Origin of the sequence: uncultured Enterovirga sp. (genome assembly GCF_964242715.1) — a bacterium.
In the GTDB taxonomy this organism is placed as follows: Bacteria; Pseudomonadota; Alphaproteobacteria; order Rhizobiales; family Beijerinckiaceae; genus Enterovirga.
The window spans coordinates 68,549-90,930 of the sequence record NZ_CAXTAZ010000011.1 but is presented as its reverse complement, the minus strand read 5'-3'; the positions used below and the strand labels follow the sequence as shown (position 1 = coordinate 90,930).

Genomic DNA, 22,382 nt, shown 5'->3' with positions numbered 1-22,382 from the left:
GCCGCGGGCTTCGATCCGCTATATAGGCGCTTGCCGGAATCCGCGCCTGCCCGCCTCAGGCGGCAAGAAGCTCGCGCCCCGTCTGCCCTGCGATCCGGGCCTCCTGCAACGTCCCCTTGGTAAGCGGCGCGGGGAAGCGGACCAGCGCGAAGCCTTCCGTCCGGCCGATCCCGGATCCCTCGACGAGAACCCGCTGGCGCGAGCCGACCTGCGCTTCGAGATGCTTCCGAAGCGCGTCTGCGCCGGCCTCCCGAAGTCGCGCGGCCCGTTCCCGGACGAGCGATGCGGCGACCTGGGGCATGCGGGCGGCCGGCGTCCCGGGCCGGGCCGAATAGGGGAAGATGTGCAGATGCGTCAGCCCGCATTCCTCGACCAGTGCGAGCGAGCGGGCGAACATTGCCTCGGTCTCGGTCGGGAAGCCGGCGATGAGGTCGGCGCCGAAGACGATGTCGGGCCGGAGCCGGCGGATCTCGCGGCAGAACCGGATCGCGTCCGCACGGCGATGCCGCCGCTTCATGCGGGTGAGAACGAGATCGTCGCCCGCCTGCAAGGAGAGATGCAGATGCGGCATCAGCCGCGGCTCGGTGGCGAGCGCGTCGAGGAGATCGTCATCCGCCTCGACGGAATCGATCGAGGAGAGGCGGAGCCGCTCCAGCTCCGGCACGGCCGCCAGGATCGTCTTCACCAGCGTGCCGAGGCGCGTCTCGGTGCCGAGATCGGGGCCGTAGGCCGTGACGTCGACCCCGGTGAGCACGATCTCGCGCGCACCGCCCGCGGCCGCCACCCGCACGGCCGCGATCACGGCCGCGGCCGGAACCGAGCGGGAGCGCCCCCGCCCGCGCGGGATCGTGCAGAAGGTGCAATCGTGGTCGCACCCGTTCTGGATTTCGATGAAGGCCCGCACCCGCCCGGCCCCGGCATCGCTTGCCGGTTCAGGCGACGCGGTCGCCGCGATCGTGCCGACCGTCACGCGGTCGAGCGAGCCGGCCCGCAGTCGTCGCCAGATGTCCCGCTCCATCTTCTCGGCATTGCCGAAGACGGCCGTCACGCCGGGCATCTGCGCGAAAGGTGCTGGATCGATCTGGGCCGCGCAGCCCGTGACGACGATCGGCACGCCGGGCCGGTCGCGCCCTGCCCGTCGGATCGCCTGCCCGGCCTGGCGCACCGCCTCGGCCGTGACCGCGCAGGTGTTCACGAGCATGAGGTCGGCGAAGCCCGCCGCGGCTGCCCGGCCCCGGATCGTCTCCGATTCCGCGCCGTTCAGGCGGCAGCCGAAGGTAAGCGCGTCCACCGCCATCAGGCGGCGCGCCCGGGTTCCAGCCGGACGTCCTCGAACAGGTCCGGGGCGAAGACGCCCTCGTATTCCAGTTCCACCGGGCCCGTCATGAGGACGTGACCGTCCTCTTCGCGCCAGCTGATCTCGAGATCGCCGCCTGGCAGGGTCACGGTCGCCTGCCGGCCCGTGAGCTTCTTCCGGGCCGCCGCCACGAGGGCGGCGCAGGCGGCCGAACCGCAGGCCCGGGTCAGCCCGGCGCCTCGTTCCCAGACGCGCAGCACGATATGCGAGGGCGACCGCACCGCCGCCAGCGAGACGTTGGCGCGTTCCGGGAAGACCGGATGATGTTCGAGGAGGGGGCCGATCCGGCCGAGATCGTAGCGGTCCGGATCGTCCACCCAGAAGATCGCATGCGGATTGCCCATGCTGAGAACTGAGGGCGAATGCAGGACCGGCGCGTCGATGGGGCCGATCTGCAGTTCGATCCGGCGCGTGTCGTTGAACGGCTCGGCCAGCGGCACCTCGTCCCAGCGCAGCCGAGGCACGCCCATATCCACCGTGAACACGTGGGAGGACACACGCTCGACGGCGAGGAGCCCGGCCCCGCTCTCGAGCCGGAGCCGTCCGCCGAGCGGTCGCGCCATGAGGGGGTCGTCGAGCATCGCCCAAGCGACGCAGCGTGTCCCGTTGCCGCAGGCATCCGAGAGCGAGCCGTCGCCATTGTAGATCGCGAGCCGGGCATCGTTTCCGGCCTTCGACGGATCGTGGATCGCCATGAGTTGGTCGAAATGCGTCCGAGGATCCCGGGCAATCGCCCGGGCTTCGTCGGGCGTGATCCGGTCGGACCGGCCGCGCAGGTCGACGACCACGATCTCGTTGCCGAGCCCGTTCATCTTGAGGTAGCGGCTGTCGGCGAGCGGACTCATCGGGAACAATCCGGTTGCAGGCCCGTATATCGGACGACGGACGGCGTGTCGCGAGGGCCGACATGGCCGCCGTCACGGCCTCGGGGGAATACAGGATGAGAGCCGTATGTCGTTGGGTCGCGCTTGCGGCAGCGCTGACCTTGGTGTCGTCCCAGGGCTCGACGCAGCCTGCCGGCCCGGCTTCGCCTCCGCCCGCGACCATCACCCAGCCGCCGCCTGCAGGCGCGCTGCCTTCGGGCGCGGCGCCCGCCACTTCCGCCCCGAATACGAGCGCTGGAGCGCGGGATGCTCGCCCGGCGCTCGTCCCCCAGCCCGGGGATCCGGGCAATGTCGACGAGGTGATCCTCCCCGAAAAGGCGGTGCTGATTTTGCCGGGAACAGGGGACTGGAATACCGGGCTGAAATCCCTGCGCGAGGCCTTCGCTCTCATCGAGGCCGAACTCGCCCGCCGCAACCTGGCGCCGATCGGGCGGCCGCTGGCCGTCTTCACGCAGACGTCGGACGACGCCTTCCGTTTCGAGGCGATGGTGCCGGTCACCTCCGCACCGCCACCCGCGCCCGACCTGCCGGCCGGAATGCGGTTTGGCCTCAGCCCCGCCGGCAAGGCCTTCCGCTTCGTCCACCAGGGCGCCTATGACGAGATCGACACCACCTACGAGACGATCACGACCTATCTCGAGGTGAAGGACATCGTCGCCAAGGATCAGTTCATCGAGGAATACATGAACGACGTGTCCGACCAGGCGGATGTCGGTCTCCTCGTGAACATCTACGTCCAGCCCCGCTAGCCGACCGGATTGGCCCTAAATTGGTTGCGTGGGCGCTCGCCGAAACCTAAAGAGGCCGTCACCAACGGCAGGACTGCGTAGCTCAATCGGATAGAGCGTCGCGCTTCGAACGCGAAGGTTGGGGGTTCGAGTCCCTCCGCGGTCGCCAGGGCTCGGCCGGCGCTCCGCAATGTTGCCTACTCGAAGGCTCAATCCCTCGTTCCTGATTGCGGCCGAACCTCGATATTCCGCATAATGCGTCACGGCAGCCGGCCTGCGGCCGCTCGTCGGGTTGGGCGAAGGGGTATCGGCAATGGAATGGGTTCTGCTCGGGGCGGTGGTCCTGCTGCTCCTCTATCTGGTCGTCACCTATAACGGGCTCGTCACGCTGCGGCAGCGCGTGTCCCAGGCTTTTGGCGATGTCGACGTCCAGCTGAAGCAGCGTCACGATCTCATCCCGAACCTTGTCGAGACGGTGAAGGGCTATGCCGGCCACGAGCGCGGGACGCTCGAGGCGGTGGTGCAGGCTCGAAACGCGGCCATGACCGCACAGGGCCCGGCTCAGCAGGCCGCCAGCGAGCAGGCACTCGGCGGCGCCATCGGCCGCCTCCTCGCCCTGAGCGAAGCCTATCCCGACCTGAAGGCCAACACGAATTTCCAGCAGCTCCAGACCGAGCTGTCCTCCGTCGAGAACAAGCTCGCGGCCTCGCGGCGCTTCCTCAACAACGCGACCGCCGAATATAATGCGGGGATCGAAGCCCTGCCGGCCTCGCTCTTCGCCCGCTCGCTCGGCTTCCAGCCGCGCCCGTTCTTCGACCTCGGAGAGACCGAGCGGAAGACGCTGGACGCGCCGCCCGCGGTCAAGTTCTAGCCCGGCGGGGCATCGCCATGCTGCCCGCCTTCGGACTCTACACGCATATCCGGGCGAACCGGGTCCGCTCGCGTGTCCTCCTGGCCGGGCTCTTCGTGCTGGTGCTCGTACTGGCCTTCGGCATCGCACTCCTCATGCGGGGCTGGAGCGGCGAGCTCCCGGCCGGCTACCCGGACGGCGTCGGGAGCTACGTCCGGGCCGCCTGGCACGACCTCGTATGGCTCGGCCCCCTCGCGATCGCGGGCGCCGGGATCTGGATCGCGGTCGCCTACCGTGTCCACCAAGCCCTCATCGACAGGGTCACGGGCTCCGACGAGGCGTCGCGGGACACCCATCCCAGGCTCTACGAGCTCGTGGAGAATCTCTGCATCGCCCGCGGCATGACGGTCCCGCGGCTCCGCGCAATGGAGAGCGAGGCGCTGAACGCCTTCGCGACGGGGCTCAAGCCCGAGCAATATGCGATCACGGTCACCACCGGCCTCCTCGCCGCGCTCGACGAGGCGGAGCTCGAAGCGGTGCTGGCGCACGAGCTGACCCACATCCGAAACGACGACGTCCGCACGATGATGATCGCGGTCGTCGTCGCCGGCATCCTGTCCTTCGCGGGCGAGATGATGGCCCGCGGGCCGCGGAGCATCAGCTTCGGAGGTGGCTCCGGCAAGAAGAAGGGCGGGGCGGCGGCGGCTATCCTGATCGCGGTCGTGATCATGCTGGTCGTCTGGCTGCTCTCGCAGGTGATCAAGTTCGCGCTCTCGCGGTCGCGCGAATACCTGGCCGATGCCGGCGCGGCCGAACTCACCAAGAACCCGGATGCGATGATCAACGCGCTCGTGAAGATCCGCGGCCGAGGCGAGCTCGTCGGCGTTCCCTCCGGGGTCATGGAACTCTGCGTCGACAATCCCCGCTCCGGTTTCGCCGACCTCTTCGCAACGCATCCGGCGATCGACGATCGCATCGCGGCGCTCGGCCGTTTCGCGGGCGGTCGAGTTCCCCCTGTGCCGGATGCGGTCGACACGAGCGAGGCCGGGATGGTCGCCGGCCCGAGCCTCGCCGGTGCCCCGGACCCATCGGAACCGCTCCGGTCGCCCGCTGCGAGGGACACGATCATCACCTCCGCGCCCGGTATGTTCGTTCCGCCGCCCTCGCCGGGGCGGTAGCGCGAATGAGGTCCGGCGGCGTATCCAGAAGCATGACCGAAGCCCCATCCCCGTCTGGCGACCTCGCCGACCTCTCCGCCGTCGACCTCCTGGCTGCCTTCCGGTCGCGCGAAGCGTCACCCGTCGACGTTATCCAGGCCGTGTTCCGCCGGATCGAGGCCTGGGAGCCGAAACTCTGCGCTCTTTATGACTTCCGGCCGGAAGAAGCCCTTGGGACCGCCCGCGATGCGGAGGCGCGCTGGATGCGGGGCGAGGCGCGGGCGCTGGAAGGCGTGCCGGTCTCGATCAAGGAGAATATCGCGACGAAGGGCGCGAAGATGCCCCTCGGCACCGCAGCCCGCGAACTCGCCGCCGCCGCCACCGACGCGCCGCCGGCGGCACGCCTCCGCGAGGCGGGGGCCGTCATCTTCGCCAAGACCACCATGCCGGATTACGGCATGCTGTCCTCGGGGCTGTCGAGCTTCCATCCCCTGACCCGCAATCCGTGGGACCTCTCGAAGACGCCCGGCGGGTCGTCCGCCGGAGCGGGGGCAGCGGCGGCGGCCGGTTACGGCCCTCTTCATCTCGGCACCGACATCGGCGGCTCGGTGCGGCTGCCGGCCGGCTGGTGCGGGATCGTGGCGCTCAAGCCGAGCTTCGGCCGCGTGCCGGTCGACCCGCCCTATTGGGGGCGAGTGGCCGGACCGATGACCCGCACGGTCGCGGATTCGGCCTTGATGATGCGTGAGCTGTCCCGCTCCGATGCGCGGGACGGCATGAGCCTGCCGCCGGCCGACCTCCGCTTCGATCGGCTGGACCGCGACCTCAAGGGGATACGGATCGGCCTCTGGCGCGATCCCGGCATCGGTATGGCCGTCGATCCCGAGATCGACCAGGCCGTGGTCTCGGCAGCTCGGCTCTTCGAGACCGCCGGCGCGATCGTCGAACCGGTCCGGCCGTTCATGACGCGGGCCATGCTGGACGGGCTCGACGCCTTCTGGCGCCAGCGCGCCTGGGCCGACATCGTGCTCCTCTCCGAGGCGGAGCGCGCCCGCATCCTGCCCTACATCCTGCAATGGGCCGAACCGGGACGCAGCCTCACGGGGGCTGACGTCTACCGCGGCCTCAGCCAGATCGGCGCCATCCGGGATGCCACGCTCGCGGCCACCGGCAGCTACGACGCGGTCCTCTCACCGGTCGCGCCCGTCGCGGCCTTTCCGGCCGAGATGGCGTCTCCCCTCGACGACCCGTCCCGGCCCTTCGAGCATATTGGCTTCACGGTGCCCTATAATTTCTCGGAACAGCCGGCAGCCTCCTTGCCCTGTGGAATGACGTCCGGCGGCCTTCCCATCGGGCTGCAGATCGCGGGCCGCCGTTTCGACGACGAGGGGGTGCTCGCGCTCGCGGCCGCGTACGAAACCATGCGCGAACCACTCCCGGCGTGGCCGCGTTCCTGAGATGAACGGCGGCTGCACGCCTTCGTCAGGACGGGGCCAAGCGCCGGACCGTAGTCTCCGCGGGTCGGAGGATGGACGTCATGACCAGCACGACCGATCAACGGACAAGCCGGATCCGGCTCGCCCGGGCTTTCGGCGATCTCGCCCGTCAGGTGATGCCCTTCGCGGCAGCCTCCTCGGCGATGGGCGAGACCGGTGCGGGATCGCTCTCCAGCCGCGCCGTGCAGGTCTACGGCGCTCGCCCGGAAGAGCGAAGCGGCTCCGAGCCGGACCAGCTGCGGAACCGGGCCTGAAACACACGACGCTGGCGGCGTGGCTGATCGCTGCCTGCGCACTCGCCCTGACGGCCGGCGCGGCGTTGGCCCAGACCACGTCCGGGCCGCTCGCCGTCACGGTCAACCCGCAAGGCTTCGCGCCTGCACCTGAGACGCTTGAGCAGAAGCTGGAGCGCCGCACCCGCGAAAGCGAGTTCCTCTTCCGTCACATCTGCCGTCATTGCGGGAACAGGACCGGCGAGGCCGGCGCGACCTTCGAGCCGCAAGCGATCCTCGACGGCTCGCGCCGGGCGGCGCAATAACGTCAGAGTTCCGACGAGAGCTGGGAGAGTTCGGCCCGGAGGGCCCGGCCGATCTCGGCGAGGGCCGGGTCGCGTCGCCGTCGCGGTTGCGGGATGCCGACCCGGACGTCAGCCCCGATCCCGGCAGGCCGGCCCGTGAGGACGATGACCCTGTCGGTGAGGTAGACGGCTTCATCGATGTCATGGGTCACGAACAGGATCGTGCGCCCGGTCTCGCGCCGGATGCGCAGGAGTTCGTCCTGCAGGCCCTCGCGGGTCATGCTGTCCAGCGCCGAGAAGGGCTCGTCCATCAGGAGCACGTCCGGCTCGACCGCGAGGGCCCGGGCGAGCGACACGCGTTGGCGCTGCCCACCCGAGAGCTGGTGCGGCCAGCGCCCGGCGAGGTCGCCGAGCCGGACGAGGTCGAGCATGGCCTGGGCACGCCGCTTTCGCTCGGCCGCCGCGACGCCGTGCCATTCGAGCCCGAAACCGACATTCGCGATCACCCGACGCCAGGGCAGGAGCCGCGAATCCTGGAAGACGAGCGCCATCGGCGGCAGGCGGCCCGCTTCGCGCCCGGGCGAGGGCCGGACCGTGACCGTGCCTGCGCTGGGCTCGGCGAGGCCGATCAGCACCCGGAGCAAGGTCGACTTGCCGACGCCGGATTCGCCGACGATCGCCACGAACTCGCCCGGCTCGATCGAAAGATCGAGGCCGCGCAGCACTTCGGTCCGGCGGCCGTCGCGCTCGTAGGTGAGCGCGAGGCCGCGGATGTCGATCACGCTCGCCATCGGAGCAGCCAGGATTGAGCCGCCACGAAGGCGGTGTCGATAAGGCCGTAGAGGCCGGCCATGGTGAGCATGTAGACGAGCACGATGTCGGTCGCGAGGAGGCTGGACGCCTGCATCATGCGCTGACCGACACCCGGCACGCCGAATATTTCGGCCGCGACCACCGCCATCCAAGCCTGGCCGAGGGCGGTCCGGAGCCCGACCATGATCCCGGGCGTCGCGGATGGCAGCAGCACCTTGACCAGCCGCGCGCCCGCCGACCGGAAGCCGAAGGCCTGGGCCACCTCGACGAGGTCGCGGTCGACGCCCCGGATCGCGCCCTGGGTGGCGAAGAACACGATCCAGAACACTCCGATCGCGATGATGAAGACGGCGGCCGAGGGCTCGACCCCGAACCAGATGATCGCGAAGGGTACCCAGGCAAGACCCGGGATGGGGCGGATCAGGCGGACGATCCAGGCGGTCAGGTCCTCGACGAGGCGGAACATGCCGCTCGCGATCCCGAGCGCCACGCCCAAGCCGGCGCCCACCACGAGACCGGTCGTGTAATGCGACAGGCTGGACAGGACGGCGGCGATCCAAATGCCGGAGCGAACCTCGCTCGCGAATGCGGCAGGGATGGCGGATGGCGGCGGCACCAGGGTCGCGTTCAGGAGGCCGAGCCGGGGCAGCGCCTCCCAAACCGCGAGGAACAGCGCGAGCCCGAGCGCCGCGAGGGCGGTGCGGGTGAGACGGGTCACGACAGGACCCGCCACAGCGAAAAGTGTTCCACCTCCGGCGTCATGCTGAGGAGCAGGCGCAGCCTGCGTCTCGAAGCACGCTTGGCCGTTGTGCGTGCTTCGAGACGCGCCGCTTCGCGGCACTCCTCAGCATGACGCTCTGTGTGGAACAACGGTTGGGCAGAAGCCAAAGCTCACTTCTTCGCCGCCCGAACCGCCTGCTCGTAGAACCGCGGCTCGAACAGGCCCTCGAGCGGCGCTTCCTTGTCGAGGGTGCCGATCGAAACCTGGTAGGCCTGCATCTTCGCCGTCGCCTCGATGATCACGCGAGGGTCGGCGACGAAGCGGGAGGCGGGCGAGGTCAGGGCCTTGGTGATGGTCGCCGCGTCGACGATGCCCTTGCCGAGCGCCGCCTCGACGAAGGGCGCGGCCTCGGCCGGCTTCTCCTTGAGCAGCGCGTCGGCCCGGACGAGGCCGTCGACCAACGACTGCACGGCGGCCGGCTGCGCGGCCAGGAAGGCGGGCGTCACGGCCACCACCGTGCCGGGCTGGGACGGGAACATCTGGCCTCCCGTCGCGACCAGCTTGATGTTGGGATTGCGGCCTTGCACGATCGTGAGCGCGGGCTCCCGGATCGCCGCGCCGTCGACCGCGCCGACCAGCACCGCCTGCTGGGTCGCATCGATCCCCATCGAGATGATCTCGGTATCGCCCTTGTCGGCCTTCGACACGGCGTAGAGCCAGTGTTGGAGGGTCGTGTTCGGCACCGAGCCCGGCGGTTGGGCAGCCAGCTTGGCCGCCTTGCCCTCCTTCGCCCGGAACGCTTTGAGGGCATCCGCGGCCGAGACTCCGTCGGTGAAATAGGCCGCGAGCTTCGGGCCGGCGACGAAGACCATTTCCTCGATCGCCGTCGCGGTGAGGACCTTCGATTCGATGCCCTTCGATCGCGCGACCGCGAGCGGCATCACCCCGGCCACGTAGACGTCGATCGTGCCCGAGGCGAGGGCCTGGATCATGTTCGGACCGGATTCGAATGTCGTGACCCGCGTGTCGATTCCCGCCGCCTTGAGCCAGCCGGCCCCGTTCGCGACGAAGATCGGCGCCGCACCCACGATCGGGATCACGCCGACCCGCATGGCGACCTGCGCCGAGGCCGGGGCAGACGGGAGGAGCGAAGCGGCGGCGAGTGCGCCGGCTGCTAGGAGCCTGGACAACATGGAAGGAATATCCTGAAGGGGTCGAGAAACCCCTATCAGGGCTGTAATAGCCGGCGAAACTACAAAGTTCCTGCGGAGGTCAGCGGGCCTGGGCGTGGTATTCCGGGTTCGGCCGCATGTCGACGGCCGAGGCCATCCGGTTGGTCATGTTGAAGAACGATGCGACGGCACTGACGTCCCAGATGTCGCGGTCCGTAAAGCCGGCCGCCCGCAGCGCGGCGCGATCCTCCTCCTCGATCGTCCAGGGCTGGTTCGTGAGCTTCACGGCAAAGTCGAGCATCGCACGGTGCCGGGGTTCGAGCCGGGCCGCGCGGTAGTTCATCGCCATCAACTCGCCGAGCAAGGGATCGTCCGAGAGCTGCCGGACAGCGGCGCCGTGGGCGACAAGGCAATAGTAGCAGCGGTTCTGGCTGGAGACCGCGACCGCGATCATCTCGCGCTCGAGTTTGGACAGGCCGGACGGCGCCAGCATGAGGTCGTTATACATCGCGGCGAAGGCGCCGAGCTTGGCGGTGTCGTGAGCGTAGGCCGTGAGCACGTTCGGCACGAAACCGATTTTCTCGTCGCATTTCGCAAGATAGGCCGCCATCTCCGGCGACAACTCGCCGGGCGGCAGACCGAGCGCCGTCGCCTCACGATCCAGCTGCGGCGCAGGCTTCAGGCCGATGTCGGGCTTCTTCGGCTTTGCTGCCCCGGCAGGGCCAGCGTCTTGGGCCTGGGCAGCCGTTTTCCGCTTCGCCATCGTCACCTCCCTGTCCGGCCGTCCGGGCCTACATGCCGGCTTACATCATGCCGTCCGCGAGGTCGTGGCCTCAGCGGACGGCCTGCCATCCTGGTCGAGCGCCTGCGTTCCCTCCGGCGTCTCCCGGCGAAAGAAGGCGGCGAGCGCGCCAAAACCCTCCTGGCGCGGGTCGGAGGCGCGCCAGACCAGCGCCACGACGCGGCCCGGCTCCCGCTCCGGGAAAGGGCGGCAGACGAGGAGGCCGGACGGATCGGCGCCGTCGCGAGCAGCCAAGCGAGGCAGCAACGTGTAGCCAGCGCCCGCCGCCACCATGGACCGAAGCGTCTCGAGGCTTGTCGCGTGCCGGCCGGCCTGCGCCGCACCGCAGGCTGCGAGGGCTTGGTCGCGCAGGCAATTGCCTTCGTCGAGGAGGAGGAGGCCTGGTCCGGCGAGTTGTGCCGGCTCAAGGCGGTCCGCCCGGGCGAGCGCATGGTCGGCCGGGCAGGCGAGCCAGAAGGGTTCGAGGAAGAGGGGAGCGACCGCGAGCCCTCCCGCCTCGATCGGCAAGGACAGGAGCGCGGCGTCGAGCCGACCCTCGCGCAGGCTCTCGAGGAGTTCGGCGGTTCGGCCTTCGCTCAGGTTCAAGGCGAGATCCGGGAAGGTGGCCCGCAATCGCCGGAGCACGAGCGGAAACAGATAGGGGCCGAGCGTCTGGATCGCGGCCAGGGCGAGGCGACCGGCGAAGCCGCTGCCCTGCCCTGCCCGCGCGATCTCGAGGAGCCGATGCGCCTCGGCCAGAACGCGCCGGGCCTGCCGTGCGACCGCCTCGCCCCCGGCGGTCGCCAGCACGCGCCGGCTCGTCCGTTCGAAGAGGGCAAGGCCAAGCGAGCCTTCCAGCTTCCGGATCTGCGCCGAGAGAGCCGGCTGGCTGACGTTGCAGCGGGTGGCAGCGCGCCCGAAGTGACGCTCTTCCTCGATGGCGACGACATATTCGAGGTCGCGCAGCGACAGCCCGGCCGTATTCATAACCCACGCCTATGGCTTCCTTCGTGTATAGGCATTGGCATTGATCGTCCGGCTGGTCCAGGCTGTTCCGGATTGGTCGTATTCGCATTGGCCCTTCGGCGCGCGTCGACCAAAAAAACGCAGGCAGGAGCCTCCCGATGGCCGACGACCGCATTCTCACGACCCGACAGGGTCATCCCGTTCGCGACAACCAGTCCATGCGAACGGTCGGCGAGCGCGGCCCGGCGACGCTCGAGAATTACCAGTTCATCGAGAAGATCACCCATTTCGATCGTGAGCGCATTCCGGAGCGCGTGGTTCATGCCCGCGGCGCCGGCGCGCATGGCTATTTCGAGGCCTATGGCACCATCGGCGACGAGCCGGCCTCGAAATACACCCGTGCCCGCGTCCTGAACGAGACCGGCGTCAAGACGCCGATGTTCGTGCGCTTCTCCACGGTGGCCGGCGCAAAGGAGAGCCCGGAAACCGAGCGCGACCCGCGCGGCTTCGCCGTCAAGTTCAAGACGGTGGACGGCAATTGGGACCTCGTCGGCAACAACCTCAAGGTGTTCTTCATCCGGGACGCGATCAAGTTCCCGGACATGATCCATGCCTTCAAGCCGGACCCGGTGACGAACCGCCAGGAAGCCTGGCGATTCTTCGACTTCATCGCGAGCCACCCCGAGTCGCTCCACATGGTGACGCATTTGAAGTCGCCCTGGGGCATCCCGGCCAATTACCGTGAGATGGAGGGCTCGGGCGTCAACACCTACAAGCTCGTCAACGACCAGGGCGAGGCGGTCCTCTGCAAGTTCCATTGGGAGCCGAAGCAGGGCGTCCGTAACCTGACCTCGGCCCAGGCAGCCGAGATCCAGGGTCGTGACGTTGGCCACGCAACGCGCGACCTCTACGACAATATCTCGGCCGGCAACTTCCCGGAATGGGAATTCTGCGTCCAGATCATGCCGGACGGCCCGAACGAGCACCTCACCTTCGATCCGCTCGACGACACGAAGCTGTGGCCCGTCGACCAGTTTCCGCTCCTGCCGTGCGGCAGGATGGTGCTGGACCGGGTACCGGACAACTTCTTCGCCGAGGTCGAGCAATCGGCCTTCGGCACGGGCGTGCTCGTCGACGGGATCGACTTTTCGGACGACAAGATGCTGCAGGGCCGGACGCTGTCCTATTCGGACACGCAGCGCTACCGCGTCGGCGCCAACTACCTTCAACTGCCGATCAACGCGCCGCAGCCCGGCGTAAAGGTCTATTCGAACCAGCGCGACGGCCAGATGACCTATGCGGTCGACGGCACCGGCGCGAACAAGCACATCAACTACGAGCCCTCCACGCTCAACCAGGGCCTGCTCGAGGCGCCGAAGCCGGCGAAGGAGTATCACCAGCTGGTCGAGGGCCATCTCGGCCGCTACCAGCCGACTCGCGTGCAGGACGACTACACCCAGGCGGGCGTTCGCTACCGTTCCTTCCAAGATTGGGAGCGCGACGACCTGATCGCCAACCTCGTCGGCGACATGAAGGCCTGCCCGGAGCCGATCCAGCTCCGCATGGTCTATCACTTCTCCCATTGCGACGAGGATTACGGCCGCCGCGTCGCCGAAGGCGCCGGGATCGACCTCGCGAAGGCAAAGGCGCTGCCTCCGCTGCCGGGCAAGCCGGCTCCGGGCCAGAACCGGACCGGGTCGACCTATACCGACGGCAAGGCCGAAGAGGGCATGCCGCAGCTTCAGGCCGCCGAGTAGAGACCTCAGACGGACCGACATGGCATGAATGGCCCAGTCGATGCCCGGCCATTTTCGTTTCGGAAGCGCGACGCTCGCCCCAGTTCCGGTGTAGGATGGACACGGAGGTGGACGTGGCTTCCTCGGTCTTGCGAGCCTGGACGGTCGACGATTTCTTCGCCTGGCAGGAACGCCAGGACGAGCGCTACGAACTTGTCGGTGGCCTCCCTCTCCGGATGTTGGCGGGCGCGAGCAATCGCCATGACGACGTCGTGGCGAACATCATCATTGCGCTTGGTAATCGCCTTCGCGGCAGCGGCTGCCGCCCCTTCACGGGCGACGGAGCGGTCGAGACCTATCCCGGCCAGATCCGCCGGCCCGACGCCGGCGTGGATTGCGGCCGGCGCGACCCGAACGGGTACCGGGCCGCCGATCCGCGGCTGGTTGTCGAGGTGATGTCGCCGTCGACGCGAGATTTCGACGCCATCGGCAAGCTGACCGAGTACAAGGCGATCGAAGGCCTGGAGCATATCCTCTACGTGGAGCCTAACCACCCGGAGGTGCTGGCCTATTCGCGGGGGGCCGAGCGCAATTGGACGCGGGCGCGGATCGAAGTCTTGGACGGGTCGGTTCCGCTGCCGGCGCTCGGGATCGAGCTACCGCTGGCCGAGATTTATGACGGCGTCGTGTTCCCGCCGTCGTCGTCGCGTTTCCCGCCGGACTGACCGTCCCGCTTCGTGGTCCGGGTCAGGAGCCGGGCGATCGCCGGGCCGGCCGCCACGACGGTCAGAAGCCGCAAGGTCTGCATGGCCATGACGAAGGGCGTGTCGGCTCCGCCCGACAGGGCGATGATCGCGACCGTGTCGATGCCGCCGGGGCTCGTCGCCAGGAAGGCCGTGAGCGGCGTGAGCCCCGTCAGCCGCACCATGATCCAGGCCGCGGCGCCGCACAGAGCCATGAGGGCGAAGGAGGCGGCGAGGATTTCCGGGAGCGCCCTCACCGAACGGCCAAGCGAGACGCGCTCGAACTGAAGCCCGATGGTCCAGCCGATGACGTAATAGGCGAAGGCGAGGAGCCAGGCAGGAGGCGCCAGATGCACCGCGCCTGCAGCGTTGATCGCGGCCGCGATCCCGAGCGGGACGAGGATGCCGCCGGCCGGCACCCGCAGGCGCCGTCCGAGCCAGGAACCCGCGACCGCGACCGCAAGCGTGGCCCCGAGACCCAGGAGGTCGAGAGAGGCTGGGGCCGCTGCCGCCTGTGGGATCTGGACCGGCGCGATCCCGCCCAGAAGCACGCGCGACACGAGCGAGGCCGCCAGCACCACGCAGATCACCCGCACATATTGCATGGTGGCGACCAGCCGGACGTCGGCGCCGAACTCGCCCGCCATCGCGACCATGGCCGAGGCGGCGCCCGGCGACGAGCCCCAGGCGGCGGTCGAGCCCGGAAGCGTTCCGAACCGCGCCAGGACCCAGCCCACCGCGCTGGAGGCCGCGATCGTGACGGTGACGCCGAACAGGAGGATCGGCCAGTCCCGCACCACCTCCCGCAGGATCTCGGAGGTGATCGATCCGGCGATGAGGCATCCGACGACGCCTTGCGCGACCGTGAAGACAGGCCGGGCCACCCGGCGCTCTGACCCGGCCAGGCCAAAGGCGATCGCAGCCAGCATCGGTCCGATCAGGATGGAGCCCGGGAGCGAAGCCGCGACGAAAAGGTAGGAAAGGGCGAAGGAGAGGATTGCCAGTCCGCTCCATTCGACGCCTGCTCTCCCGATCAGCCCTCTCGCCATGCCAAGGCCCTAAGCTCGACAGGCCTGAAGCACACGCCTGTTTTCGAGGCAGGGCACAAAAAAACCGCCCTTCGGCGGTTTTCCATTCGCGAGTGAGAGGTTGAACCCCTCAGAAAACGCCTACCACGATCGCCCCGAGAAGACCGAGCGCCGCACAAAAGGCGCCGATCTGCATCGTCGACCACCAGTCCCGCCTTACGATCAGGTCCATTGCCGCCGCCTCCCGCTCTGGTCCTTAACGCAATGCTACCAGGGCCGGTTTCAACCGGATAGGCGCTTTCCATATTGCAGCCGCGAGAGCGACCACATCCCGCCATGAGGGATGCCTCGCTTCGAGTTGCGGCGTCCGCCGCTCAGTCATGTGTGCCGGCAAGGGCGGCCTCAACGAACTCAGCCACTTCGAGCGCGACATGGTCCCGGGCGAATGGTGCGACGACCTGGATCCCGATCGGCAGGGCGGCCGCGTTGCGGAGGCCGGGCACTGTGACGCAGGGGGTCCCCAGCATCGTCCAAAGCCGGTTGAATTTCGGATCGCCGGTGGAGGCGAGACCGCGCGGGGCGGCGCCCGTGGCCGAATAGGTCAGCACGGCATCGACGTCGCGGAAGAGGAGCTTCGCATCACGTCGAGCTCGGTTCGCGACCCGCCGGGCCTCGTCGTATTCCGAAGCCGCGATCCCCCGGCCCCGGTCCAGGCTGTCCCGGATATGCGGGGGCAGCCTGTCTCGGGCATTGTCATATTCCCAGGCGAGCGAGGTCGCCGCCTCGAAATCCTGGATCGCCGGATGGACGTGCCATCCCTCCGCGATCGCGGCCGGTTCCCCGGGCTCGACGATCGTGGCCCCGGCCTGGCCGAGGATGTCGGCGGCCTCCTCCAGCGCCCGCTCCCCGTCCGGCTCGGCTGCGCCGGCGAAACGCTGGCGCACGAGGCCGAGCCGGGGGGTGCGCAGCCCGGTGCCCTCCATCGACCGCCCGCTCAGGATCGCGAGCGCGGCCGCGAGGTCGGCGGTTCCGGCCGCGAACAGCCCGACCGTGTCCAGCGTCCAGGCGAGGCATTTCACGCCCACGGTGGGCAGGAGGCGGAAGGAGGGCTTGATCGCGGCGGCGCCGCAGAAGGAGGCCGGCCGGATCACAGAGCCGCCGGTCTGCGTGCCGAGCGCCAGCGGCACCATCCCGGCCCCGACCGCCGCCGCCGATCCGGCCGAGGAGCCGCCCGGCGTATGACCGAGGTCATGCGGATTCCGCGTCTCGGTCGGGTCGGTCGTCGCGAAGGCGGTGGTGGTCGACTTGCCGATGATCGTGGCGCCCGCTCGCCGGAGCGCGGCGACAACCGGGGCGTCGGCACGGGGCTGCCAGCCCCCATGGATGGCGGGTGCGCCCATTTCGGTCGGCATGTCGGCCGTGTCGATGATGTCCTTCACGGCGACCGCGATCCCGGCAAGCCGGCCCTGGCCCGCTCGCGTCGGTTCGGGGGCAAGGCGGACGAAAGCGCCCACCTCTGCCTCGCGGTCCCGGATGGCGTCGGCGGAGAGAGCCAGGGCGGCATCGGGCGTGAGCCGGCCCGAGCGGATGCGGCCGGTGATGTCGACGAGAGAGAGCATGGCGGATCCTTGCATCCGGCAATCGTGGCCTCTCCGGCCCGATGTGAAAAGGCCGCCCGGCGGCATTTGGGCCGCCCATGCTGCATCGATATGGGTCAGCCCCCTCGGTCGGAGGTTGAACCAGCGTTAACGGGATCGCTCGCATTGTCCCGACCATGCGTCGTGGTCGTGTTGCGTTGTCGGCCCTCGTGCTCCTGGGCGCGGGTCTCGTCGGGTGCGGGCGGTTCTCGTTCGAGACCCGCGAAGCCTGGCGCGTCCAGGCGGAGGAGGCGTGCCTCGCGGCGAAACTCGTCGCCCCCTCGGCCTACATGTCGCGCGCCGCCGAGATCGACGGCCCGGGCAGTTGCGGCATCACCTATCCGTACCGGGCACAGGCCTTGGCCGGGGGCGACATCCGTCTCACCAGCGCCGTGACCCTCGCCTGCCCAATCATCCCGGAAATCGACCGCTGGCTCGCCGGGACGGTGCAGCCCGCGGCCGAACTCTATCTCGGCCAGGCCGTGACCGGGATCCGGGCCGGCTCCTATTCCTGCCGGCCGCGCAATAACCAGAGCGGCGCCAAGGTCTCCGAACACGCCTACGGCAATGCCCTCGACGTCTTTGCCTTCCGTCTCGCGGACGGGCGGGAGATCACCGTCGAGAAGGGCTGGCGGGGCGCGGCCGACGAGCAGGACTTTCTGCGCGAGGTCTTCGTGGGCGCGTGCCGGCATTTCACGACGGTGCTGGCCCCCGGCTCCGACGTGTTCCACTACAACCACTTCCACCTCGACCTCGCGCGGCACGATACGGCCGGGCGACGGCGGGTCTGCAAGCCCCTGATCAAATATGAACCGAGGCTCGGCCCGGATCGCGTCGCCGGCGCGCCTCCACTGTTTCCGGCTCGCACGCGACCGGAACCGGCCATGCGGCCCGGGATGGAGGAGGACGAGGATTCCGAGACCGTGTCCGAAGGGTCGCGCGTTCACGCCGCGCCGCTCCGCACGGGGCAGGAGCGCACGTCCTTGCCCGTCGCACCTCGCTCGCCCGCCTCGGCCGGCACTCCGATGCCGCTCCAGCCCCACCTGGCCGGGGCCGGCCGCCTGTACTGAACCGAGCTTCAGGTCGGGACGAGCAACCCGCTTAAGGCAGAGGGTGTTGCACGCCCGCCATTGCCGGCCGGACGACGGCCCGGCATGGTCGGGGCCCGCCCCCGTGGACCAATCCGCATGCGCCGCATCCTCCTTCTTCTCGGCTGCGCCTTTCTCTCCTGCTCGACGGCTTCGGCCTATGAGGTCGTGCCGGCCGAAAAGCGCATCATCCCGTATGTGGCCGAGCTGCCGACCTGCGGTGACCCGTCCGTTTTGGCCGAGATCTCGACCGCCTTCGCCGAAAAGGAGGCGAAATTCTGGAATTCGAACCTCACCATCGTCGAATATTCCAAGATCAAGCCCCTCGCCTGGCGTCCCTGGGGCCTCGACCTGATCCCGCGCCGCTATTGCACCGCCTCTGCCTACGTCTCGAGCGGTCGCCACCACCGGGTCGACTATTCGGTTCGCGAGGACACGAATTTCATCGGCGCCGGCTGGGGTGTCGAATGGTGCGTGACCGGCCTCGACCGCAATCTCGCCTATTCGCCCGCCTGCCGCATGGCGCGCCCTTGATCGCTCCGGCGCTCGCCCTCGCCCTCGCCGCGTCGCTCGTCGGGGCCGCAAGCCCGGCCGGCGCGCAGGGCCGGAGCGGTGGGACGCCCGGCGAATTCGACTTCTACGTCCTCGCCCTCTCCTGGTCGCCGGGCTTCTGCGAGACGACAGGCGACCGGCGCGGCTCCCGGCAATGCGAGGCCGGACGCCGGCTCGGTTTCGTGGTGCACGGGCTTTGGCCGCAATACGAGCGCGGCTTCCCGTCGCGATGCGGCCCGGAACGGGCTCTGCCGCGCCCCGCGCTCGACGAGGCGGGCGACGTGTTTCCGGAGGAATCCCTCGCCCGCTACGAATGGCGCCAGCACGGCACCTGCTCCGGGCTAGGCCCGTCCGAGTACATGCGGGCGGTGCGCGAGACCCGCGCCAAGATACGGGTCCCCGAGGCGCTGGCCGATCTCGGGGAGGACGGCCGGACCTCGCCGCAGGCGATCGAGCGCGCCTTCAGCGAGGCCAATCCGGGATTGCGGTCCGACATGATGTCGGTGCAATGCGGGCGCGGCGCCCTGCAGGAGGTCCGGATCTGCTTCACGCGCGACCTGCGCAGCTTCAGGCCCTGCCCGGAGGTGGACCGCCGGTCCTGCCGGTTCGGTCCGATCCGGGTCGGCGCGCCCCGCTAGCTCTTGAAGGCCTTCGCGAGCGCGTCGGCATTCCGCGTCAGCACGCCGAGATCCGACCCGACCGCGACGAAGCGATAGCCCCATTCGAGATAGCGTCGCGCCTCCGCCTCGTTCGAGGTCAGGATGCCGGCCGGCTTGCCGAGCTTGGTCAACCGCGTGACGGCGTCCCGCATGGCGTCCTGCACCACCGGATGAGCCGAGTTGCCGAGATGGCCGAGCGAGGCCGAAAGGTCGGACGGGCCGATGAAGACGCCGTCGATGCCCTCGACCGACGCGATCGCCTCGATGTCGTTCAAGGCCGCCTCGGTCTCGACCTGGACGAGGAGGCAGATCTGGCTCGCGGCCGTCTTCAGGTAGTTCGGCACGCGCCCGAAACGGGCGGCGCGGCCGCTCGTCGTGATGCCCCGGATGCCTTCCGGCGGGTAGCGCGTGGCGGCCACCGCCGCCCGGGCTTCCGCCTCGTTCTGGACGAAGGGGATCAGCAGCGACTGGGCGCCCGCATCCAGGATGCGCTTGATCAGGACGGCGTCGTTCCAGGCCGGCCGGACGATCGGGGTCGCGGTGCCGCGCGCGAGCGCCTGCATCTGCGACACGAGACCGGGCAGTTCGTTCGGAGAATGCTCGGTGTCGAGCAGGATCCAGTCGAAGCCGCAATCGCCCAGGATCTCGGCCACGATGTTGCTGCAGAGGCTGCTCCAGAGACCGATCTGCGTGCGGCCCTCCGCGAGCCCCGCCTTGAACGCGTTCCGCTGCAACTCCATGACGCCCTCCCTGTCTCGAGCACGTTGCCCCGGCCCGTGCGCGAGACGGCCTTATCGGCGAAGGGTCGCCGCGTCCACGCCGCTCACGCGCCGTAGAAGCCCCGGTACCAGGCAACGAAGCGCTGGATCCCCTCTGCGATCGGGACCTGCGGCCGGAAGCCCGTCAGCCGGGCAAGGTCCTCGACATCCGCCCAGGAGGCCATGACGTCGCCCGGCTGCATCGGCATGAGATGGGTGAGTGCCGGACGCCCGAGTTCGGCCTCCAGGAGCGCGACGACCCGGCCGAGTTCGACCGGGGCATCACCGCCAAGGTTGAAGAGCCGGTGCGGCGCGGCGCTGGTCGCGGGATCGGGCGCGGCAGACGACCAGTTGGGGTCGGGCCCGGGCGGCGCGGCCGCGACCCGGACAACCCCCTCCACCACGTCGTCGATATAGGTGAAGTCGCGGCTCATCCGGCCGCCGTTGAAGAGGTCGATCGGCCGCCCCTCCAGGATCGCCCGGGTGAAGAGGACCATGGCCATGTCGGGCCGGCCCCAGGGACCGTAGACGGTGAAGAAGCGCAGGCCCGTCGCGGGCAGGCCGAAGAGGTGGCTGTAGCTATGTGCCATCGCCTCGTTCGCCTTCTTGGTCGCGCCGTAGAGGCTGACCTGATGGTCGGCGCCCCGATGGGTCGAGAAGGGCATGGCGGTGTTGGCGCCGTAGACGGACGAGGAGGACGCGTAGACGAGATGCGCGACGCGACCATGCCGGCACGCTTCGAGGACGTGGAGAAAGGCCGTGACGTTCGCCCCGACATAGGCCCCGGGATCGACCAGCGAATGCCTGACGCCGGGCTGGGCCGCGAGATGGATCACGAGCGACGGGTCGTGCCGGCGAAACAACGAAGCCGTGTCGGCCGCGTCCGCGAGGTCGGTCCGCTCGAACCGGAAGCCCGGATTTGCCGCGAGTTCGGCGAGCCGCGCCTCCTTCAAGGCGACATCGTAATAGGGATCCAGATTGTCGACGCCAACCACCGGGCGGCCTTCGGTCAAAAGCCTCCGGCAGACATGGAAGCCGATGAAACCGGCCGCCCCCGTGACCAGCACATTGCCCGACACGTCTGCTCCGCCGCCGCGCCCCGCTCGGGCAAGGCCCCGCCATCCCGTGCCGGGCAGCCGCCGTCAAGGCACGGCATGACCTGCCGGGCTGGCGCGGCACATGCCTGTGCCCGCTCGTTGCGGCGCGTCACACGGGATCGTAACGTCGCAGGAAGCCTATCCGTGACCCGGAGACTGCCGCCATGATGAGCCAGGAGCAGAACGACCTCATCACCCGGACCGGGGCCGGCACCCCGGCCGGCGCGCTGATGCGGCGCTACTGGCAGCCGGCCGCGCTCGCGGACGAACTCGCGGGCGAGCGGCCGGTCGTGCCGGTGCGGCTGCTGGGCGAGAACTTCGTGCTGTTCCGCGACGGGCAGGGTCGCTACGGCCTCGTCGACCGCGACTGCCCGCATCGCGGCGCCGACCTCGCCTTCGGCCGGCTTGAGGAGGAGGGCTTGCGCTGCGCCTTCCACGGCTGGCTCTTCGCGGCCGACGGCACCTGCCTCGAGACGCCGGCCGAACCCGTGGGTTCGCAGCTCTGCCGCAACATCCGCCAGCGTGCCTATCCGGTCACGGAGCGGAACGGCATCCTGTGGGCCTGGCTCGGCGAGGGTGCGCCGCCGGCCTTTCCCGAGATCGACTGTTTCGTCGCACCGGACAGCCACACCTTCGCGTTCAAGGGCCTGATCGAGTGCAACTGGCTCCAGGCGCTGGAGGTCGGGATCGACCCGGCGCACGCCTCCTTCCTGCACCGCTTCTTCGAGGACGAGGAGGTGTCGCAATCCTACGGCAAGCAGTTCCGCGGCGCCTCGGCCGGCACCGAGATGCCGATGACCCGCATCCTGCGCGAATACGACCGGCCGATCATCAATGTGGAGCGGACCGAATACGGCCTTCGCCTCATCGCGCTGCGCGAGATCGACGGCGAGCGCACCCATGTCCGAGTGACGAACCAGCTCTTCCCGCACGCCTTCGTCATCCCGATGTCGACCGAGATGACGATCACGCAATGGCATGTCCCGGTCGATGACGAGACCTGCTACTGGTACGCGATCTTCACGAGCTACACGAAGCCGGTCGACAAGCCCAAGATGAGGGCGCAGCGGCTCGAACTCTACGAGCTGCCCGAATATCGCTCGCGCAAGAACAAGCGCAACCATTACGGCTTCGACCCGCACGAGCAGAAGCACGAGACCTATACGGGCATGGGCCACGACATCAACGTCCACGACCATTGGGCGGTGGAATCGATGGGGCCGATCCAGGACCGGACGCGCGAGCATCTCGGCTCGTCGGACAAGGCTATCATCCAGTATCGCCGCCTCTTGCGCGAGCAGATCGAGAAGGTCGCGGGCGGCGGGGAGCCGATGCTGTTCCTCGACGAGAAGAGCGCACGATCCATCCAGGGTCCGGGCACCATGGACGGGATCGGTCCGACCCGCGGCTGGGAGACCTATTGGATGGAGGTCGACGTCGCCCGCCGCCGCGCCGCCCCCTGGATGGCGCCCGTCCCGGCTGCCGTCCCGGGCGACGAGAGGATCGTGCATCTGAGCGCGGCGGAGTGAAGGGGCGCGCCTGCCTCTCCCGAGAGGGAGAGGTAGAGTCGGCGGCAGCCGACCGGGTGAGGGATGCGGAGTATCCGGAGAGGGATCGACCCTCACCCGGTTGCCCGCTACCG

General features: G+C 69.2%; 23 protein-coding genes and 1 tRNA gene. 13 read left to right on the top strand and 11 right to left on the bottom strand.

The annotated features are described in order from the left end of the window. Nucleotides 1-55: 55 nt before the first annotated feature. Entirely contained in the window at nucleotides 56-1,297 is a 1,242-nt protein-coding gene (mtaB, locus tag ACFE87_RS08170) for a tRNA (N(6)-L-threonylcarbamoyladenosine(37)-C(2))-methylthiotransferase MtaB (RefSeq protein ID WP_375459131.1), read from the bottom strand. Continuing rightward, nucleotides 1,297-2,202: a diaminopimelate epimerase gene (gene dapF, locus ACFE87_RS08165; protein ID WP_375459130.1), complete on the bottom strand. Its 906-nt coding sequence runs from the start codon at nucleotides 2,200-2,202 to the stop codon at nucleotides 1,297-1,299. Before dapF ends, mtaB begins: the two co-directional genes overlap by 1 nt. Nucleotides 2,203-2,264: 62 nt before the next feature. On the opposite strand from dapF, the gene ACFE87_RS08160 reads away from it, so the two are divergent. From ACFE87_RS08160 to ACFE87_RS08130, 7 genes are all read left to right on the top strand, one after another. Further along, a complete protein-coding gene (locus ACFE87_RS08160) occupies nucleotides 2,265-2,990 on the top strand; it encodes a GyrI-like domain-containing protein (protein ID WP_375459129.1) in 726 nt (241 codons plus the stop codon). 71 nt (nucleotides 2,991-3,061) lie between these two features. After that, nucleotides 3,062-3,138: transfer RNA gene (locus ACFE87_RS08155), tRNA-Arg, on the top strand. A gap of 144 nt (nucleotides 3,139-3,282) precedes the next feature. Further along, nucleotides 3,283-3,840 (top strand): LemA family protein, encoded by a 558-nt coding sequence (locus tag ACFE87_RS08150; RefSeq protein WP_375459128.1) that lies wholly within the window; start codon nucleotides 3,283-3,285, stop codon nucleotides 3,838-3,840. 17 nt (nucleotides 3,841-3,857) lie between these two features. Next, on the top strand, nucleotides 3,858-4,997 hold the full coding sequence (locus ACFE87_RS08145; protein ID WP_375459127.1) for a M48 family metallopeptidase: 1,140 nt from the start codon (nucleotides 3,858-3,860) through the stop codon (nucleotides 4,995-4,997). A gap of 32 nt (nucleotides 4,998-5,029) precedes the next feature. After that, the gene (locus ACFE87_RS08140; RefSeq protein ID WP_375459126.1) at nucleotides 5,030-6,433 is read left to right on the top strand and encodes an amidase; all 1,404 of its coding nucleotides are present in this window, start codon (nucleotides 5,030-5,032) and stop codon (nucleotides 6,431-6,433) included. Nucleotides 6,434-6,513: 80 nt separating this feature from the next. Further along, nucleotides 6,514-6,726, top strand: a complete 213-nt coding sequence (locus ACFE87_RS08135) for a hypothetical protein (RefSeq protein WP_375459125.1) — start codon at nucleotides 6,514-6,516, stop codon at nucleotides 6,724-6,726. A 65-nt stretch (nucleotides 6,727-6,791) separates the two neighbouring features. Continuing rightward, complete coding sequence (locus tag ACFE87_RS08130) at nucleotides 6,792-7,010, top strand: hypothetical protein (protein ID WP_375459124.1); 219 nt, start codon at nucleotides 6,792-6,794, stop codon at nucleotides 7,008-7,010. 2 nt (nucleotides 7,011-7,012) lie between these two features. Here the strand turns inward: ACFE87_RS08130 and ACFE87_RS08125 are convergent, their stop codons facing one another. From ACFE87_RS08125 to ACFE87_RS08105, 5 genes are all read right to left on the bottom strand, one after another. Continuing rightward, complete coding sequence (locus ACFE87_RS08125) at nucleotides 7,013-7,780, bottom strand: ABC transporter ATP-binding protein (RefSeq protein ID WP_375459123.1); 768 nt, start codon at nucleotides 7,778-7,780, stop codon at nucleotides 7,013-7,015. After that, nucleotides 7,768-8,520, bottom strand: a complete 753-nt coding sequence (locus tag ACFE87_RS08120) for an ABC transporter permease (RefSeq protein WP_375459122.1) — start codon at nucleotides 8,518-8,520, stop codon at nucleotides 7,768-7,770. The genes ACFE87_RS08125 and ACFE87_RS08120 overlap by 13 nt, the downstream gene beginning before the upstream one ends. Nucleotides 8,521-8,693: 173 nt before the next feature. Next, on the bottom strand, nucleotides 8,694-9,716 hold the full coding sequence (locus tag ACFE87_RS08115) for an ABC transporter substrate-binding protein (protein WP_375459121.1): 1,023 nt from the start codon (nucleotides 9,714-9,716) through the stop codon (nucleotides 8,694-8,696). 79 nt (nucleotides 9,717-9,795) lie between these two features. Beyond that, a complete protein-coding gene (locus ACFE87_RS08110) occupies nucleotides 9,796-10,458 on the bottom strand; it encodes a peroxidase-related enzyme (RefSeq protein ID WP_375459120.1) in 663 nt (220 codons plus the stop codon). 45 nt (nucleotides 10,459-10,503) lie between these two features. Then, nucleotides 10,504-11,463: a LysR substrate-binding domain-containing protein gene (locus ACFE87_RS08105; RefSeq protein WP_375459119.1), complete on the bottom strand. Its 960-nt coding sequence runs from the start codon at nucleotides 11,461-11,463 to the stop codon at nucleotides 10,504-10,506. A 137-nt stretch (nucleotides 11,464-11,600) separates the two neighbouring features. Between ACFE87_RS08105 and ACFE87_RS08100 the strand changes: the two genes are divergently transcribed. Both ACFE87_RS08100 and ACFE87_RS08095 read left to right on the top strand, forming a co-directional pair. Continuing rightward, nucleotides 11,601-13,199 carry a catalase gene (locus ACFE87_RS08100; RefSeq protein WP_375459118.1) on the top strand — a complete coding sequence of 533 codons (1,599 nt, stop codon included), beginning with the start codon at nucleotides 11,601-11,603 and terminating at the stop codon, nucleotides 13,197-13,199. A gap of 113 nt (nucleotides 13,200-13,312) precedes the next feature. Next, nucleotides 13,313-13,903: a Uma2 family endonuclease gene (locus ACFE87_RS08095; protein ID WP_375459117.1), complete on the top strand. Its 591-nt coding sequence runs from the start codon at nucleotides 13,313-13,315 to the stop codon at nucleotides 13,901-13,903. On the opposite strand, the gene ACFE87_RS08090 is transcribed toward ACFE87_RS08095, so the two are convergent. Together ACFE87_RS08090 and ACFE87_RS08085 are read right to left on the bottom strand one after the other, a co-directional pair. Further along, the gene (locus tag ACFE87_RS08090; RefSeq protein WP_375459116.1) at nucleotides 13,852-14,970 is read right to left on the bottom strand and encodes an AbrB family transcriptional regulator; all 1,119 of its coding nucleotides are present in this window, start codon (nucleotides 14,968-14,970) and stop codon (nucleotides 13,852-13,854) included. The genes ACFE87_RS08095 and ACFE87_RS08090 overlap by 52 nt on opposite strands. A gap of 353 nt (nucleotides 14,971-15,323) precedes the next feature. Further along, complete coding sequence (locus tag ACFE87_RS08085) at nucleotides 15,324-16,568, bottom strand: amidase (protein WP_375459115.1); 1,245 nt, start codon at nucleotides 16,566-16,568, stop codon at nucleotides 15,324-15,326. Nucleotides 16,569-16,744: 176 nt separating this feature from the next. Here ACFE87_RS08085 and ACFE87_RS08080 point away from each other — a divergent pair, with 176 nt between their 5' ends. The 3 genes from ACFE87_RS08080 (at nucleotide 16,745) to ACFE87_RS08070 (ending at nucleotide 18,864) form a co-directional block, all read left to right on the top strand. Further along, the gene (locus ACFE87_RS08080; protein ID WP_375459114.1) at nucleotides 16,745-17,656 is read left to right on the top strand and encodes an extensin family protein; all 912 of its coding nucleotides are present in this window, start codon (nucleotides 16,745-16,747) and stop codon (nucleotides 17,654-17,656) included. 117 nt (nucleotides 17,657-17,773) lie between these two features. Further along, entirely contained in the window at nucleotides 17,774-18,208 is a 435-nt protein-coding gene (locus ACFE87_RS08075) for a hypothetical protein (protein ID WP_375459113.1), read from the top strand. Beyond that, complete coding sequence (locus ACFE87_RS08070; protein ID WP_375459112.1) at nucleotides 18,142-18,864, top strand: ribonuclease T; 723 nt, start codon at nucleotides 18,142-18,144, stop codon at nucleotides 18,862-18,864. The genes ACFE87_RS08075 and ACFE87_RS08070 overlap by 67 nt, the downstream gene beginning before the upstream one ends. Here ACFE87_RS08070 and ACFE87_RS08065 read toward each other — a convergent pair. Both ACFE87_RS08065 and ACFE87_RS08060 read right to left on the bottom strand, forming a co-directional pair. Next, on the bottom strand, nucleotides 18,861-19,625 hold the full coding sequence (locus ACFE87_RS08065; RefSeq protein ID WP_375459111.1) for an HpcH/HpaI aldolase/citrate lyase family protein: 765 nt from the start codon (nucleotides 19,623-19,625) through the stop codon (nucleotides 18,861-18,863). The genes ACFE87_RS08070 and ACFE87_RS08065 overlap by 4 nt on opposite strands. A gap of 83 nt (nucleotides 19,626-19,708) precedes the next feature. Continuing rightward, nucleotides 19,709-20,722: an NAD-dependent epimerase gene (locus tag ACFE87_RS08060; RefSeq protein WP_375459110.1), complete on the bottom strand. Its 1,014-nt coding sequence runs from the start codon at nucleotides 20,720-20,722 to the stop codon at nucleotides 19,709-19,711. Between the two features lie 182 nt (nucleotides 20,723-20,904). Between ACFE87_RS08060 and ACFE87_RS08055 the strand changes: the two genes are divergently transcribed. Next, nucleotides 20,905-22,269 (top strand): Rieske 2Fe-2S domain-containing protein, encoded by a 1,365-nt coding sequence (locus tag ACFE87_RS08055; RefSeq protein WP_375459109.1) that lies wholly within the window; start codon nucleotides 20,905-20,907, stop codon nucleotides 22,267-22,269. Nucleotides 22,270-22,382 lie beyond the last annotated feature (113 nt).